The organism is Bacillus cereus group sp. MG1 (genome assembly GCF_040460035.1).
GTDB lineage: Bacteria > Bacillota > Bacilli > Bacillales > Bacillaceae_G > Bacillus_A > Bacillus_A cereus.
In genome coordinates this window covers 3,747,756-3,763,679 of the sequence record NZ_JARVGY010000001.1, presented here as the reverse complement: position 1 = coordinate 3,763,679, position 15,924 = coordinate 3,747,756, and the positions used below count along the sequence as shown (strand labels likewise).

The window sequence follows — 15,924 nt, the reverse complement described above, 5'->3', positions numbered from 1 at the left end:
ACGATTAGACAAATACCAACATTCCATCTACATCTTACAACCAATAAGAAGAATAACTCCCCAGCACAGTAACAGAAAAACCGAGTGCTTCAAGTTCCATCGTTACGCCTGGCAATAATACGTCATCGTATGCTTTATCAACATCAATTAAGAAAAAGTAATTTCCAAGACCTGTTTTCATCGGACGCGATTCGATTTTTGATAAGTTTAATTTTCTCCATGCGAAAGCTGATAACACTTGATATAGGGCACCTGCATAATCTGCAGGTAACGTTATCATAAGCGTCGTTTTCTCTCCGCGATTCTCTCCGTTATTCGGGAGTACTGCTTTCTTTTTCTTATGGAGTACCAAGAAACGTGTGTGATTATTTTTATGCGTATGAATACTACGTCTCACAATTGTTAATCCGTATTTTTCTGCAGCCGCTTCATTTGCAATAGCGGCAATTTTCTCTTCAGGATGTTCTTTCACATATTGCGCAGCAGCACTTGTAGATGTCATATCTCGAACAGTTACTCCTTTTAATTCTTCATTTAAAAATTTATGGCACTGTGCAATGGCATGCGGATGAGAATGCACTGCATATACTTCATCCCACACTTCTGCATACTGCGGATGTACAAGTAAATGCTGCTGAATTGGTACTGTAATTTCTCCTACAATGGAAAGCGGCTGCTCATGTACAAGGTAATCAACCGTTATATTCACTGAACCTTCTATTGCATTTTCTAACGGTACAACTGCGAAGTCTACATTTTCATTTGCAGCTGCATCTATACAATCTGGAATCATTCGATATGGTACATGCTCTGCTTCCGGAAAAAAACGACTCACCGCCATATTTGTAAATGTTGCTTCTGGTCCTAAATATCCTACTCGAATCATCGTCTTTTCCCCTCTTTTTCGTTTTCTTACTGTTATACCATACTTTTTTATATTCTTCTATGTAAATTTCGAATATTAAAAAAAGACTAGCGTTCGCTAGTCTAAATGTTTCTTATATTCTCTTTGAGCGAAGAAGAAATAAATGATACATGCTGCGATATAAAACAGAATGAACAAACCTACTTTTCTTAATGATCCATCCATAAAAAGCGTATTATGAAACGTATATAACGCAACTGCACTATGCATACTCCCTACTATAATTGGCGCAAAAAATAGCATACATAATTGCCAACGAGAAATTTTCCATACTTCTTCCTTCGTCATTCCAAGTTTAGAGAGTGCACCATACTGCTTTCGGTCCGATGCAATATTATGGAACCATTTAAAATAAACGATACTACATGAAGTAAGAAAGAATAATATACTAATAAATGAGCCTACAAATAGAGTAATATCGCCGCCTTCTTTCACATTTACATACAACTCCATATTGCTTCGAAATGCATTATTATTATCTTGTTTCATATGTTTCCGTAAATCTTCATTTAATTTCTTCGTCTTTTCGATATTTGGTAATGTGTAGCCTCTATATATCATTTTTTCAGAATCAGGAACCTGATTTGCTATACTATCAAAATCTTCATCATTCATAACGAAGAACAGACCATTAATGTACGAAGGGTGATGGTTAAATTGAACCCCTTCTTTCTGACCGTTAAATACGAATTGATATGGTTGATTCATTACTTGCAATTCAATCTCTTTTTGATTATATACATTCGAATTATTGTATTTATTATAATAAACAAGTGTCACTGTACCTTTTTTAGGACGATACATTTTTTGTTTTTGTTTCCTTGCTTCTTGGTTATATTCACTTTCTTTTATAAGCGGTACTATTGTTGTTTCTCCTTTACTAGACTGAAAGGATGCATACACTCCAACAAAACTCATATATTGAAAATCGTCATACCCATATTGATGCAGTAATTTTTCAACCGCACCTTCCTCAAAGACTTCATGAGTAGAAATACCTTTTTCTATGTACGAAAACGAGTGTACCCCTCCAGTTCGCCACATATCTTGCATGCTAGAAAAATATAAGAACACCGTACCTGTTGCTGTAACTACAAACGTCGTTGCCATAGACATCAGAAAGAAAAAGCGACCATTTTCCTTCATTCGATGTGACAATTGATTCACTATAAATAAATAAGGATATGTATACATAATCTTTTTATTTCTCTTTATTATTTCTAACACTTGGGTAGCTCCATGTGTAAAAGAAAAGTACGTTCCAAAAAAGACAAGTATAGACACAGGGAAAAAGTATATCGCTATCGTAGCCATCGTCACTTGTAGCGCCAATGCATACCCGCCCACTAAACAAGCAAAACCGAATAAACAGAGCCACTTTGATGTTTTCTTCTCTTTTTTATCTGTTCGAAATTCTTTCAATAACCGAATGATTTTTATATTCCATATACGTAAAGCACTTATAAAAGATAACAAAATAAAAACGACCATATATGTAATAAATGTTACACCAATCGCCCTTACGTCAAATATGACAGGGAGTTCTTTCGGAAGCCCCAGTAACATACTAAATACCATAAAAAAGAGCTTTAAAAATATCATACCAAGCCCAATACCGAAAATATTCGCGAAGACCCCGATTAAAATTTGCTCGGTCATAATCACTCCTATTACGTTAGACTTCGTTGCTCCCATTAACATATATAACCCTAATTCTTTCTTACGTGCTTCTATGAAAATAGAAGTAGAGTACAAAATAAATATGACGAAAAAAGAAATGATTATAACATTACATATGATAAGTCCCCAGCGTACGTTTTGATACCACATCGTCTCTTGCATATATGGATGCACAATGACAGACATATATGCGTAAGAAGCAAATATTGCAAAACAACTACTTAAGAAAAACACTTTATAATTACGCCAATTTCCTTTTATATTTTGCAGCGCTAGTTGCCGAATGTTCATCTATCGTCCTCCTGTAACTTACTACATAGGCAAAAAGCTAGAGGTTCCCCTAGCTTTTTACGTGTTTTAAATATCCTCTTTGCGCGATCATAAAGTAAATGGCAGAAGCTAAAATGTATGCTCCAATTACAAGCGCACCTGATTTCCATAAATTAATATAAAGCATTTTCCCTAACGTATGAAGAGCAAATCCACTATGAATGGAACCGATTAAAATTGGGATAAAGAAGATAACTCCCATTTGTCGAATCGCAATTTTGCGAATTTCTTTATCTGTCATACCAATTCTCTTTAACGATTTAAATTGAATACGATCTTGTTCTTTATCGTTAAACCATTTAAAGTATGTCATACTACAAGCGAAGAAGAAGAACAGTACCGCTACGAAGAAACCGATGAACATTGTAATTGCTCCACCTTCTCTTATATCCTTATACGCAAACACTGAATTTCTCAATTCCCCTTGCTTTTCTGGTACAATTTCATTTTTCAAATCTAATACAAGATTTTCTGTACTTTTCCAATCCTCAATATAATAACCGTAATATTTCGACTTTTCTTCATCTGGTACGAGTTTTGCATATTTCTCAAAATCTTGATCATTTACAATGAGATATTCACTATCATTAAAAACAGAATACTGCGTTGGATTATTTAATTGAACAGACTGCTTTTGTCCGTTAATTGTAAATTCATACGGTTTCGTACGATCTATCTTCATCAGTTCATTTGACATATCAACCATAACCATCGTTGCACTACCTGGTGCATTATGAACTTCTGTAGGTTGCTCTCTCTTTTGTTTGCGCACTTCTGCATTATATTCTTTTTCTGAAATAATCGTCATCGGTACTTCATGTTCACTATTAAACAACGTTATTTTCTGTGTTGCCGGTAGTTTAACGTATGTTACTTTTCGCGCATCTTCAAACCCGTGTCTCTTCACAAGCTCCTGTACCTTTTCTTCATTAATAAGGTTATGCGTATTTAACCCCTTTTCCTCATATGAAATAGCATGTGGTGTAAGTTCTACCGTTTTCGCACTCATATTTTCAAAATATACGTACAGTGTACCCACCGCTGAAGATACTACCGCCGTAATGATAGAAATTACAAATAGAAAACGAGCATTATCTTTCATTTTATAAATAAGGTTGCTAAGGACGAACATATTTGGGTACGTATAAAAAGATTGCTTTCTTTTTTGTAATGCTTTTAATACAACTGTACTACCTTGTGTAAATAGTAAATACGTTCCGCCAATTGTCAGTCCCACCACCGGTAAAAAAAGGATGAGGAAATTCAGAAACGTTACTTGGAAGCTAAGTACATATGCAACAATAATACATCCTATACCAACTACACATAACCATGTAAATGCAAACGGCTCTACTTTTTGCTTTCTTGCCTCTCTTAATAAATCAATAATTTGCAAGCGTCCTACTGTCCAAACACTAAACAATGATAGGATTAAAAATAGAATAAAGTATACACCAGCTGTAATAAGAACTGCTTTACTATTCCAAACAAGTGGAAGTGTCTTATCTATTTTTAATAATACGCTTAACGCTTGGAAAAATAATTTTGAACAAAGCATCCCAACCCCAATACCAACTACAATTGCAATACTACCTAACATCAGTTGCTCTAATATAATCATTCGGCCGAGCTGCGATTTCGTTCCGCCTATTAATGTTAGTAGACCAAACTCTTTTTTTCTTGCTCGTAAAAACGTTGAATTTGCATATAAAATAAAGAGTGCCGAGAAGATGACCACAATATAATTCATCGATTCTAATCCTTTTGTGATCATCTTTCTCATACTAATATTACCGCTTACGACATCTGGATGATAAATAAAAGAAGCATACATGAAAAATACGACAATCGATAAACAACTACTTATAAGAAACGCTTTATAGTTACGCCAATTTCCTTTTACGTTATTAAGCGCGAGCTGGCGAAAGTTCATGATATTCTCCTCCTAGCATCGCAAGTACGTCCAGGATTTCTTGGAAAAAGGCTTGTTTCGTTCTTCCTTTATGTATTTCCGAGAAAATTTCTCCATCGCGTATGAAAAGGATACGTTCACAATAACTAGCCGCTACTGGATCGTGCGTAACCATTGCAATCGTTACTTTCTTTTGCTCGTGTAAATCTTGCAGAGCGCCCATTAGCGATTTTGCTGACTTCGAGTCTAAGTTTCCAGTTGGCTCATCTGCTAAAATTAACGTCGGTTCATGAATGATTGCTCTCGCTGCTGCTGCACGTTGTTGTTGTCCCCCAGATACTTCGTATACTTTTTTATTTAAAATTTCTTCGATGTTTAAAAACTTCGCAATTTCTAGTACTTTCGCATCGATTTCATTTACAGATTTCTTCGCCATTACAAGTGGTAAAATAATGTTTTCTTTAATGGATAACGTATCAAGTAAATTAAAATCTTGGAAGATGAACCCTAAATGTGTACGGCGAAACTCCGCTAATTTTGCAGCACGCATTTGATTAATTTCTTCACCATTTACAAGCACATGACCTGAAGTTTGCTTATCAATTGTTGCTAATAAATTTAAAAGCGTCGTTTTCCCACTTCCTGAAGGACCCATAATCCCTACAAATTCGCCTTCTTCTATTTTAAAATTTATATCGTTTAAAGCAGTCGTCGCTACTGAACCTTTTGATTGGTACACCTTCGTTAATCCTTTTACTTCAAGAACACTCATTTCTAATCCCCCTACGTGTTTTCTTCTTACATTTACTATAAGAAAAATAAGAAAAAGAAACGAGTGATTTCCCTTACAAAACGTTTTGTTATCTTACAGTTTTGTCATTTTTCTCATCAATGTATGATATTCTTCATCTTTTGCAAATTGGAACGTGAATGTTGTCCCTTCTCCTTCAGCCGATTGGACATACATTCCATGATGTAAATTATCGCAAATTTCCTTCGTAATATATAAGCCCATCCCAGTCGCTTCTCTCGTTTTACGTCCATTTATTCCCGTAAAAAATGGATCAAATATGCGCTTTACGTCTTGCTCTGGAATACCAATTCCATTGTCCTTAATATGTAATAACACCTTTTGATTTTTCTCTTCAATTTGAAATTGAATTTCTTTTTTCTCTGCCGCTGAAATTTTTGTATACTTGATTGCGTTTACAACAATTTGACCTATAGCAATACTCAGCCATTTTCTATCAGATGCAACCATACAAGTATCTTCTTCAAACATCACTTTCGGAAATACAGACGATTGAATAAAGGATTTCCGATTTTCATTAATAATACCTCGCACGACATCTATAACATTTACTACTTCTATCTTATAATCTTTCGCAAACTGCTCTAGTCTTGCCATATGTAACGCTAAATCTAAACCATTTAGTATACGGTTATTTTCTTCACGAATACTTTCAACTGTTGCTCTTGCCTCACGATGCTCTTTGCCAAACTTTTGCAGCAATAATTCAATAACAGATACTGGTGTTTTCATTTGGTGAATCCATTGGTTCATAAATATCATTTGCTGTTGCTCTTTCGCATGCTGTTTATGAACTTCATTCATATATTGCTGTCTTAATAACGTAAAAGATTCAACGACCATTTCTTGCTCTGATGTATAAGATTCATCAATAAGTAAAGAGTCATGTAATGTATTTCCATCAGTAACATACTTTTCGATCCTCTTTAAAAACACACTCCGTTTTCGGTAATCGTAAATGAGGTATACAGTAAACACAACTGTTCCTAATAAAAGTCCATATAACCACGTACTCCAATCAATGGATTTCTTTTCTAAAAGACTTTGCAGCTGTAAAACGAGCCCAAATAAACAAAGGCTAACAATATAAGAAAGAATTAAAGAAAAGCGGCCCATAAGGTAATTTTTAACCTTCATGCCCTTCGCCCCACTCCGTAAAAAGCGCATAACCATATCCACGTTTCGTTACAATTGCATTTTTAATGCCTAACTCCTCTAGTTTCTTCCTTACACGTTTTACATTTACGGTTAATGTATTATCATCCACAAATGCTACTTCATCCCATAGAGCTTCTAACAGTTCTTCGCGCGTTACATATTGATTCACCTGTTTCATTAAACACTCTAATAAGTAAAACTCATTTTTTGTCAGTTCAGTTTGTTGTCCTTGCCACTCAACAATATGCTGAGACGGGAATAACAACAGTCCATTTACACCTAAACAATCACTCTCAGCGGCAGAAGCATACTCTCCGTAACCACGGCGAAGTGCACTCTTCACCTTTGCCATTACGATATCTAAATGGAATGGCTTCGTAATATAATCATCGCCGCCATTTTCAATCGCCATTACTTGATCCATTTCTCCTGTTCTTGCAGAAACAAAAATAATTGGTGCATTCGATACAGTACGAATTTGACGACACCAATAAAAACCGTCAAAGTACGGTAAATTAATATCAAGTAACACGAGATGAGGATTCACTTTTACAAACTCATCTTTTATTTGACGTAAATCACTTGCTCTAAATGATTGATAGCCATACCTTTCTAAATGCTCTTCTAATATTCCCGCGATTTTCTCATCATCTTCTACAATTAATATTTTATACATGTTCGTTTTCTCCCCATAAAAAAATTCTTCTAAAACCACTCCCCTTTTTATTATAAATTGAAAATTTAATTAGTGGGGATTTTTTCCTATATAAATCCGATTTTTACGATATAAAAAAAGACTGCCGTATTTCGGCAGTCTTAATCGATAAATTCAAATTCATATTCAAGAATTTTTACAATATCTCCGTCTTTTGCACCACGTGCACGAAGCGCTTCATCAATACCCATTCCGCGCATTTGACGAGCGAAACGACGTACAGATTCATCACGTGAGAAGTCTGTCATCTTGAATGTTTTCTCAATATCGTAACCAGAGATAACAAACGTGCCATCACTTTCACGTGTAATTTCAAATTTAACACCTTCAGTATCAAATTTGTACATTACACTTGTATCAGACTCATCCGCAACTTCATGTATTGGGAATTCTGGTGTTGTTTCTATTAAGTTCGCTACTTCAAACAATAAGTCACGAACACCTTGTCTTGTTACAGCTGAGATTGGGAAGATTTTTACTTCGTCTCCCACTTTCTCTTTAAATGCTTGTAAGTTTTCTTCTGCATCTGGCATATCCATTTTGTTTGCAACAACAACTTGTGGACGCTCAGTTAAGCGAAGATTGTATTCTTTTAATTCATTATTAATCGTTACGTAATCTTCATATGGATCACGGCCTTCTAAACCAGACATATCAATAACATGCACGATTACACGTGTACGCTCAATATGACGTAAGAATTGGTGTCCAAGTCCGACGCCAGCATGTGCGCCTTCAATTAGTCCTGGAAGGTCAGCCATAACGAAGCTGCGGTTATCACCAGTTTCAACAACACCAAGATTTGGAACGATTGTTGTGAAGTGATACTCTGCAATTTTCGGACGCGCTGATGATACAACAGATAATAATGTAGATTTACCTACACTTGGGAATCCAACAAGTCCAACGTCTGCTAGTACTTTAAGTTCTAGAATAACATCACGCTCTTGACCTGGTTCCCCGTTCTCAGCGATTTCTGGCGCTGGGTTCGTAGCTGTTGCAAAACGTGAGTTACCACGGCCACCGCGGCCACCTTTTGCAATTACAGCAGTTTGTCCATGCGTTACTAAATCGGCAAGAATTTGACCAGTTTTTTCATCTTTTACTACTGTTCCTGGTGGAACCTTTACAAGTAAATCTTCAGATTTACGTCCGTGCTGACCTTTACTCATTCCGTGCTGACCGCGATCAGCTTTGAAATGACGTTGGTAGCGGAAGTCCATTAATGTACGTAAGCCTTCCTCAACTACGAAAACAACATCTGCACCTTTACCGCCGTCGCCACCTGCTGGGCCACCTTTTGGTACATACTTCTCACGACGATACGCAACCATACCGTTACCACCGTCGCCGCCTTTTACATATATCTTGACCTGATCTACAAACATTATTTCACCACACTTTTTTCAATTGGTTGTAATATAACTGAGACTTCTTCGTCTCGCACTGTATAAGAAATGGAATACCATTTATTGTTTTGGGTCGCAAGCCAATTCTGTAGTTCTTCTACACTCGTTAGCTTACCACGAAAATCAAAAAAGAAACGAGCATTATCCGCGTCACATTCAATTGTGATACAAACATAATTTTCAACATATACGTCTAAACTATGCTGAAGCATCGAGAAAAATTGATTCGTCCATGTACATACAGTCTCATCTAAGTGAGATAAGTTATGTAATTTCCCTAATACTTCGTACTCCAATAAGCACGGCTGCTGTTTCCAATTATATGTTAAAATCCACTCTGAAAATAAAGGCATTGATAGCCCCATCAGATTGGATTCTTGTCTCGCTTCTTGGACAAAACGATCGATGAGACTATGAATTTCTTCCACTTTTCCAAGGGAAAGGTTTCCTTTCACCATCTGCATACGATTGAGCCAATCATGTCTTGAATGGCGCAATGCATCTATAATTGTCCATTTTTCATTCATTTAGATACCCCTTAATATAGAAAAACTCTAACCTGCACTCAGGTTAGAGTTTTCCGTGAGTTCTTATGCTTCTTGAGCAACAGGATATACGCTCACTTGTTTGCGGTCACGACCAAGACGCTCAAAGCGTACTACGCCGTCAACTTTCGCGTATAAAGTGTCATCGCCACCACGACCAACGTTAACACCTGGATAAATTTTTGTACCGCGTTGACGGTAAAGAATTGAACCACCTGTAACCGTTTGACCATCTGCGCGTTTAGCACCAAGACGTTTTGACTGAGAGTCACGACCGTTCTTTGTACTACCTACACCTTTCTTAGATGCGAAAAACTGAAGATCTAATCTTAACATACGTTACACCTCCTGCACTTTTTCTATTAAACGGATATACTTTCCGTAATCAAGTTCGATCGTCTTAAGCGAAACAACTAATCCTTCTAAAAGCGTTTGTGCTTTTTCTGCTGTATGAACGTCTAAATCATTAGGCAATTCATATGTTAAGAATCCGCCATCACTTCCGAGTTCAATAGTTGCTTGCACATTACAAAGTTCTTCCACTGCATTTATAGAACCAAACACAACCGCTGTAGTTCCAGCACAGACAAGGTCTTGTCCATGTGGCGCATAATCGGCATGTCCAGTCATTTTAAATGATTGGATACTTCCTAATTTCGTGCGACTTATCGTAATTTTAATCATGTTAACCAGAATTAAGCGTTGATAGCTTCAACAACTAGCTTAGTGTAAGGTTGACGATGACCTTGTTTCTTACGATTGTTCTTTTTCGCTTTGTATTTGAAAACGATAATTTTCTTAGCGCGACCTTGTTTTTCAACTTTCGCAGTAACTGTTGCACCTTCTACAACTGGGCTACCAACTTTAACGTTTTCGCCACCAACGAAAAGAACTTTGTCAAAAGTAACAGTTTCACCAGCTTCAACATCTAATTTTTCAATGTAGATTGCTTGACCAGCTTCAACTTTAATTTGTTTTCCACCTGTTTCGATAATTGCGTACATACTTGCACCTCCTCTTAATTACTAAGACTCGCCAAAAACGAGGTAGACATAAATGCCTTTAGGGAACCTGTCTTGTGCGGTTGTAGCATATAGCCGTTTAGGTGCTATAAACTATAACATAAAGATGTTATCATGAATCATAGACGGTTGTCAATAAATGTTCTGCTAACTATTTTTTCCGCTCTACAATTTCTTTTTTACTTCCAAAACGAACGATAGCATACTTTTCGATATTATCATCTTTGAAATAAATTTCAAATGGAATATTTTTTTGTAATTCTTTTTGCAAAAACTGTTTTTGCAGTTCTTTAGGCGCAGCGATTAATACCGCTTCATCTTCTATATTGCCATATGTGATTAGTTCTCTCTCTAACTCATACGCAATTGTTTCATGCGACATCACATAACCCGTCGCTTTGCAAGGTACACACTCTTTTAATAATACGTCCCGTAAAGAATGCTTTTTACGTTTACGTGTCATTTCCAAAATCCCTAGCTCCGTAAAGCCGAGCACCCTTGTATATGTGCGGTCATCTTGCATAGCAGCTATAAGACATTCTCTTACCTTTTCTTTATCTTCTCTTTTTTTCATATTAATAAAATCAATTAATATCATACCACCAATATCACGAAGTCTTAATTGGCGTGCAATTTCTTCAGCTGCCATCTCATTTGTGCGAAGTACTGTATCTTGTAAATTTTGTTTTCCCGTAAACTTGCCCGTATTCACATCAATTACAGTCATCGTCTCCATTTGTTCTACAATTAAATAAGCACCATTTGGAAGCCACACAATTTTTTGGAGTGCTTTCTCAATTTCACGCTCTATTCCAAAATGGTTAAACATCGAAGACTTTTCATTATAAAAAGATACTTTTTCTTTTCCAACTTTGTCTTCTAATTCTTTTACTATACTTCTTGTATCTACAACTACTTTTTCAATGGTTTCAATTGGATTCTCTTGAAATACACGATCTAAAAAGGTCGCCGGTCGATGAAGTAATAACGGCGCCTTTCCTTGGCCCTCTTTTCTTTTTAACTCTTCATACAACTGTTGTAACCCTTGCATTTCAGCTTGTATTTCTTCAATTGCTCCTTTTTCAGAAGCAGAGCGGAAAATGTATCCCCCCGTTCCCTCTATTTCAATTTGGAGTAACTGTTGTCTTCTTTTATTATTTTTTATTTTTCGAGAAACAGCGCGCATCTCATCAAACGGCATATAAACGACATATTTCCCGGTAAATTCTATATTCGCTGTCAATTTAGGCCCTTTCGTATCAATTGCCTCTTTCACAACTTGTACGAGTATCGCTTGCCCTTCATGTATACGATAAGAAGATGGTACATCATCGTATGAAAGGTAAGCATGTTTTTCTAAACCGATGTTTACAAAAGCTGCATTCATTCCAGCAATTGTTCTTACGACACGTCCAACATAAATATGCCCAACAATCTCTTGCTCTTCATTACGTTTCCATAAAAACTCAACAATTTTTTTCTTCTCTTCAATTGCAACGCGCTTTTCCGAACCAGCGTAATTCACATATAACGTTTTCAAAATTATTTCCTCACTTTATAATCTTCTTTGCTTTTACAATAATAAAAGGTTAGTGCTATCGTCAACACTAACCGATTAATTCTTCAACTGATGAAGTTGTTCGTTTTTCAGTAAAATATGCATAGAGCAATTCATTTTCATCCAATGTGTAATGCTCTTTATATTTTCCACGGACGATAATAGAATGCTTATATCCTCTACGAAATTTTGTAAAGATCGTATATAAACGATCTTCCGTTTGCACTTCAATAGGTGCAATCTTTTCGATTCCTCTTTTGTTTCCATAATAACGTTCTAATAAAAAACGCATAAATGCATACCGTCTTTGTTTCCACTCTTGATATAATGACACTGCTAAAAATATGAGTAGTATCCACATCATAATATTGTTACTATTCCAGAGTAACTGCCATCCTAATATTACACCAAAAAAAACACATGACAATTGCATCATCTTTTCATGTGCTTGTAAATAAGGGAAACGATATGATAATACATTAAACAATACTTTCCCGCCATCTAACGGCCAAATAGGGAGTAAATTAAATGCTAAAATAATTATATTATTCCACATAAAGAAATAATATAAATCTGTATTCAGCCAACCGACTTCGAACAACATATAACCTACCAGCATCATCCAAACATGTTGAATCGGTCCTGCAATTACGACAACAAGTTCCTCTTTCAATGACTTATTACCATGTTCCTCAAGCTCGGCCACGCCACCAAACGGCAAAAGTTGAATTCTTTTTATACGCCAATTATAGTGTGCTGCTGCAAAAGCATGCCCAAGTTCATGAATAAGAACAATACAAAATAACAGTAGTAACTCTTTAAAACGCGCAGTAAAAATACCAATGACAATAATAACCCAAAATAATGGATGCACGGAAATTTTCGTTAAAACGTCCCTATATTTAATCAAATGATATCACCTGGATCGGATCAATAAATTTTTCATTCTTTTTTATCGCGAAATAAAACTTTCCGTTTTTATCATTTGTATCATTACTCACCGTTCCAATTTTTTGTTTCTTTGAAACGTAATCATATAATTTCACTGACATATCGTTTAAGTTTGCATACCATGACTCCGTACCATCTGCATGTTGAATTTGAACTGTATTTCCAAGTTCCTCTTTCTTGCCTGCAAAAACAACTAACCCTTCATTTACTGACTCCACTTTTGCATTTGTAGCTGTTTGGACAAATACACCTTGGCCATTTTTTTGAAACCCTTGCATTACCTTTCCAGAAGCAGGAATTGCATAATCCTTTTGCTGAATACTTCCTTCTTTTTTCTCGTTCGGCGAATGGAATACGAGCGGTTTTCCAAATTGCTTTTCATACCATTTCGCTACAGTAGCAAACTGAAATTCCTCTTTCATCACTTTTTCTGTAACAGCTTTAGCTCCATTGAATGAAGAAGGAGCATTCTTATATAAAATAGCAACCGAAAGAACTAATATTGCTGATAATAAAACTTTGAAGAAAAAGACTTCCTTTCGAAATAAAGGATGCATTTCCTTTTCTCCATCTTCAATAAATACCGCTTCACTATCGAAATTCCCTCCGTTAAAATACTGCTCTTCCTCCATCCTTTCTTGCTCGGCCTTCCTTTTTGCAATCCGCTTTTTAATTTCTTCTACGCGTCTATTCTTCATACTGTCTCCTTTCTTTCGTTAAGCTAATTTCATTAGAAACAGTTGTATACAGTTTGTACATATGTATGAGCTAAGAAAGAAAGATATTCGTGTGAAGAAAAAAGAAAGCACCTCGCATATGTGCGAAGTGCTCTTAACGGATTCCAAAGAAGTTTTTCACCTTTGCAAATACCGATACCTTTTCTTGTTCAAATGCTTGTAATGGTACATTCTCACCTAACAAGCGTCTTGCAATATTACGATAAGCCAACGCTGCTTTTCCGCTTGGTTGCAACGCCACAGGTTCACCTGTATTTGTAGCTCGAATAACTTCATCGTCATCTTCGACAACACCAAGAAGCTCGATTGACAATGTACGTACAATTTCATCAACATCTAACATATCCTGTTCATGAAGCATATGACTACGTACACGGTTAATAACAAGTTTCGGTGGTTCAATATCCTCTTTTTCTAAAAGCCCAATAATACGATCCGCATCGCGCATTGAGGATACTTCTGGAGTCGTAACAACGATTGCTTTATCCGCACCAGCTACCGCATTTTTAAATCCCTGCTCAATCCCCGCAGGACAATCGATTAATATGTAATCATAATCTTGACGTAATACTTGTATTAATTCATCCATTTGTTCAGGTGTTACCGCTGATTTATCACTCGTTTGTGCTGCAGGTAATAAATAAAGATCATCAAAACGTTTGTCTTTAATAAGAGCCTGAGGTAAACGGCAACGCCCTTCAACGACATCAACAAGATCAAATACAATACGATTTTCCAGCCCCATTACTACGTCTAAATTTCGAAGACCGATATCTGTGTCAATTAAGCACACTTTCTTTCCAGATAACGCTAGGGCCGTACCAATGTTCGCAGATGTAGTAGTTTTACCTACTCCGCCTTTTCCAGATGTAATTACTATTGCCTCTCCCACAGCTATACAATTCCCCTTTCTAACTTTGTTAAATTAGGTCTGAGATGAGTGAGAAGTTGCAGGCGATCGACAACAATGTGATTGTTCTCATTAATATACGCACATTCTGCCGCCTCCGCTCCGTCTTCTTTCTCTTCCGGAGCCCGCATTGCCACATCACTAATTCGAAGTTGCATCGGGTTCATAACAGATGCAGCGATTACAGCATCCGAATCCCCATAATACCCAGCATGTGCAATTCCTCTTAATGATCCTACGACAAAAATATTCCCCCCAGCGATAACCGTTCCGCCTGGATTAACATCTCCAATTAACAACAAATTTCCTTTTACATGTAAAACTTGTCCAGAGCGAACAATTTTGGAAATAGGGACAATTTCTGTTTCTTCTTTCCAAGCTATTGCTTCTGCTTTAGTGATAACATCACTTTCAATTGAATCCACAACAAGATTCTTTTTATTACGAATTAACGTACGAATCTCTTCTTGTTGGACTTCTGTTAAATAACGATTTCCTACTTTCACATGCACTTCAATTAAAGAGCGCCCATCACCATCGTAGTAATGTGTAGAAAGTTTTTCGTCTAATTCCACCAATAATTCTGAGAATGAACAACAATCATCTAAATGAAGCGTTATCCCATCTTTTGTCCCTTTTATCGTTACATTTTGTTGCTTTTTTTCTTCCACTAAAGTTCACCCCACCGATTCAATTCGACATAAAATTAGAAAATCCTTTTTTCTTTTTCTTCCATCGCTTTTGAAAGACGCACTATATATCGTCTCAGTGGGAAACAAACTATCAATAAGAAAATAGCATTTAACAATAAAGTAGAAAGGAGACGATCTGTGAAAAAGACATACGCTGGCATATGAGTACGTCCTAATAAAGTTAAGAATCCATACACATAATACTCTAGTGCTACAACGCTAGCTAATATGATAGAAACAACAATAAATAAATTCAATTGTAGTACTTTCATCACACTATATACTAAATAAGCTAAAATCGGATAAGCAAAAATATATATCCCGACAAGTTCTGTGTATACGGTATCAAATAAGAAGCCAAATAATAGTCCGTAATAAATCCCTTGGACCGGACTATAATACACTGTAATAAAACATAAGACGATTATAAAGAAATGCGGTGCTGCTATGCTGTCTTTCCAAAACACATCCGTTGGAACAACAGTAGCAAACATATTTTCAAATAGAAACACAAAAAGGAGCAAAAGAGGAAGAGCTGCTCTTTTTAATATCTTCATCATCTCTTCTTC

17 protein-coding genes and 1 other annotated feature are annotated in these 15,924 nt (G+C 36.2%); all 17 genes read right to left on the bottom strand.

The window, feature by feature from the left end; translation table 11 throughout:
- Positions 1-34: 34 nt before the first annotated feature.
- The gene (pheA, locus tag QCI79_RS19890; protein ID WP_021728722.1) at positions 35-886 is read right to left on the bottom strand and encodes a prephenate dehydratase; all 852 of its coding nucleotides are present in this window, start codon (positions 884-886) and stop codon (positions 35-37) included.
- A 96-nt stretch (positions 887-982) separates the two neighbouring features.
- Positions 983-2,896, bottom strand: coding sequence for an ABC transporter permease (locus tag QCI79_RS19885; RefSeq protein WP_001026366.1), 1,914 nt, complete (start codon positions 2,894-2,896; stop codon positions 983-985).
- A 49-nt stretch (positions 2,897-2,945) separates the two neighbouring features.
- The gene (locus tag QCI79_RS19880) at positions 2,946-4,868 is read right to left on the bottom strand and encodes an ABC transporter permease (RefSeq protein ID WP_001011422.1); all 1,923 of its coding nucleotides are present in this window, start codon (positions 4,866-4,868) and stop codon (positions 2,946-2,948) included.
- Positions 4,843-5,619, bottom strand: coding sequence for an ABC transporter ATP-binding protein (locus tag QCI79_RS19875; RefSeq protein ID WP_000114529.1), 777 nt, complete (start codon positions 5,617-5,619; stop codon positions 4,843-4,845). Before QCI79_RS19875 ends, QCI79_RS19880 begins: the two co-directional genes overlap by 26 nt.
- Positions 5,620-5,712: 93 nt before the next feature.
- Positions 5,713-6,795, bottom strand: a complete 1,083-nt coding sequence (locus QCI79_RS19870; RefSeq protein WP_000865415.1) for a HAMP domain-containing histidine kinase — start codon at positions 6,793-6,795, stop codon at positions 5,713-5,715.
- On the bottom strand, positions 6,785-7,492 hold the full coding sequence (locus QCI79_RS19865) for a response regulator transcription factor (protein WP_001986640.1): 708 nt from the start codon (positions 7,490-7,492) through the stop codon (positions 6,785-6,787). Before QCI79_RS19865 ends, QCI79_RS19870 begins: the two co-directional genes overlap by 11 nt.
- A gap of 140 nt (positions 7,493-7,632) precedes the next feature.
- Positions 7,633-8,919 (bottom strand): GTPase ObgE, encoded by a 1,287-nt coding sequence (obgE, locus tag QCI79_RS19860; protein ID WP_000497128.1) that lies wholly within the window; start codon positions 8,917-8,919, stop codon positions 7,633-7,635.
- Positions 8,919-9,467 (bottom strand): sporulation initiation phosphotransferase B, encoded by a 549-nt coding sequence (locus tag QCI79_RS19855; RefSeq protein ID WP_001003584.1) that lies wholly within the window; start codon positions 9,465-9,467, stop codon positions 8,919-8,921. Before QCI79_RS19855 ends, obgE begins: the two co-directional genes overlap by 1 nt.
- A gap of 63 nt (positions 9,468-9,530) precedes the next feature.
- Positions 9,531-9,821 carry a 50S ribosomal protein L27 gene (gene rpmA, locus QCI79_RS19850; RefSeq protein ID WP_000944958.1) on the bottom strand — a complete coding sequence of 97 codons (291 nt, stop codon included), beginning with the start codon at positions 9,819-9,821 and terminating at the stop codon, positions 9,531-9,533.
- A 3-nt stretch (positions 9,822-9,824) separates the two neighbouring features.
- The gene (locus QCI79_RS19845; protein ID WP_002001054.1) at positions 9,825-10,169 is read right to left on the bottom strand and encodes a ribosomal-processing cysteine protease Prp; all 345 of its coding nucleotides are present in this window, start codon (positions 10,167-10,169) and stop codon (positions 9,825-9,827) included.
- Between the two features lie 11 nt (positions 10,170-10,180).
- Positions 10,181-10,489: a 50S ribosomal protein L21 gene (gene rplU / locus QCI79_RS19840; protein WP_000270907.1), complete on the bottom strand. Its 309-nt coding sequence runs from the start codon at positions 10,487-10,489 to the stop codon at positions 10,181-10,183.
- Between the two features lie 14 nt (positions 10,490-10,503).
- Positions 10,504-10,581 (bottom strand) — a sequence feature (ribosomal protein L21 leader region).
- A 77-nt stretch (positions 10,582-10,658) separates the two neighbouring features.
- Positions 10,659-12,047: an Rne/Rng family ribonuclease gene (locus QCI79_RS19835; protein ID WP_000855488.1), complete on the bottom strand. Its 1,389-nt coding sequence runs from the start codon at positions 12,045-12,047 to the stop codon at positions 10,659-10,661.
- Between the two features lie 67 nt (positions 12,048-12,114).
- On the bottom strand, positions 12,115-12,975 hold the full coding sequence (spoIVFB, locus tag QCI79_RS19830) for a stage IV sporulation intramembrane metalloprotease SpoIVFB (RefSeq protein ID WP_000599055.1): 861 nt from the start codon (positions 12,973-12,975) through the stop codon (positions 12,115-12,117).
- On the bottom strand, positions 12,968-13,714 hold the full coding sequence (spoIVFA, locus tag QCI79_RS19825) for a stage IV sporulation protein SpoIVFA (RefSeq protein ID WP_021728721.1): 747 nt from the start codon (positions 13,712-13,714) through the stop codon (positions 12,968-12,970). Before spoIVFA ends, spoIVFB begins: the two co-directional genes overlap by 8 nt.
- 133 nt (positions 13,715-13,847) lie before the next feature.
- Positions 13,848-14,645, bottom strand: coding sequence for a septum site-determining protein MinD (gene minD / locus QCI79_RS19820; RefSeq protein WP_000503309.1), 798 nt, complete (start codon positions 14,643-14,645; stop codon positions 13,848-13,850).
- 2 nt (positions 14,646-14,647) lie between these two features.
- Positions 14,648-15,334 (bottom strand): septum site-determining protein MinC, encoded by a 687-nt coding sequence (gene minC / locus QCI79_RS19815; protein ID WP_000391525.1) that lies wholly within the window; start codon positions 15,332-15,334, stop codon positions 14,648-14,650.
- A gap of 35 nt (positions 15,335-15,369) precedes the next feature.
- Complete coding sequence (gene mreD, locus QCI79_RS19810; protein WP_000975766.1) at positions 15,370-15,915, bottom strand: rod shape-determining protein MreD; 546 nt, start codon at positions 15,913-15,915, stop codon at positions 15,370-15,372.
- Positions 15,916-15,924 lie beyond the last annotated feature (9 nt).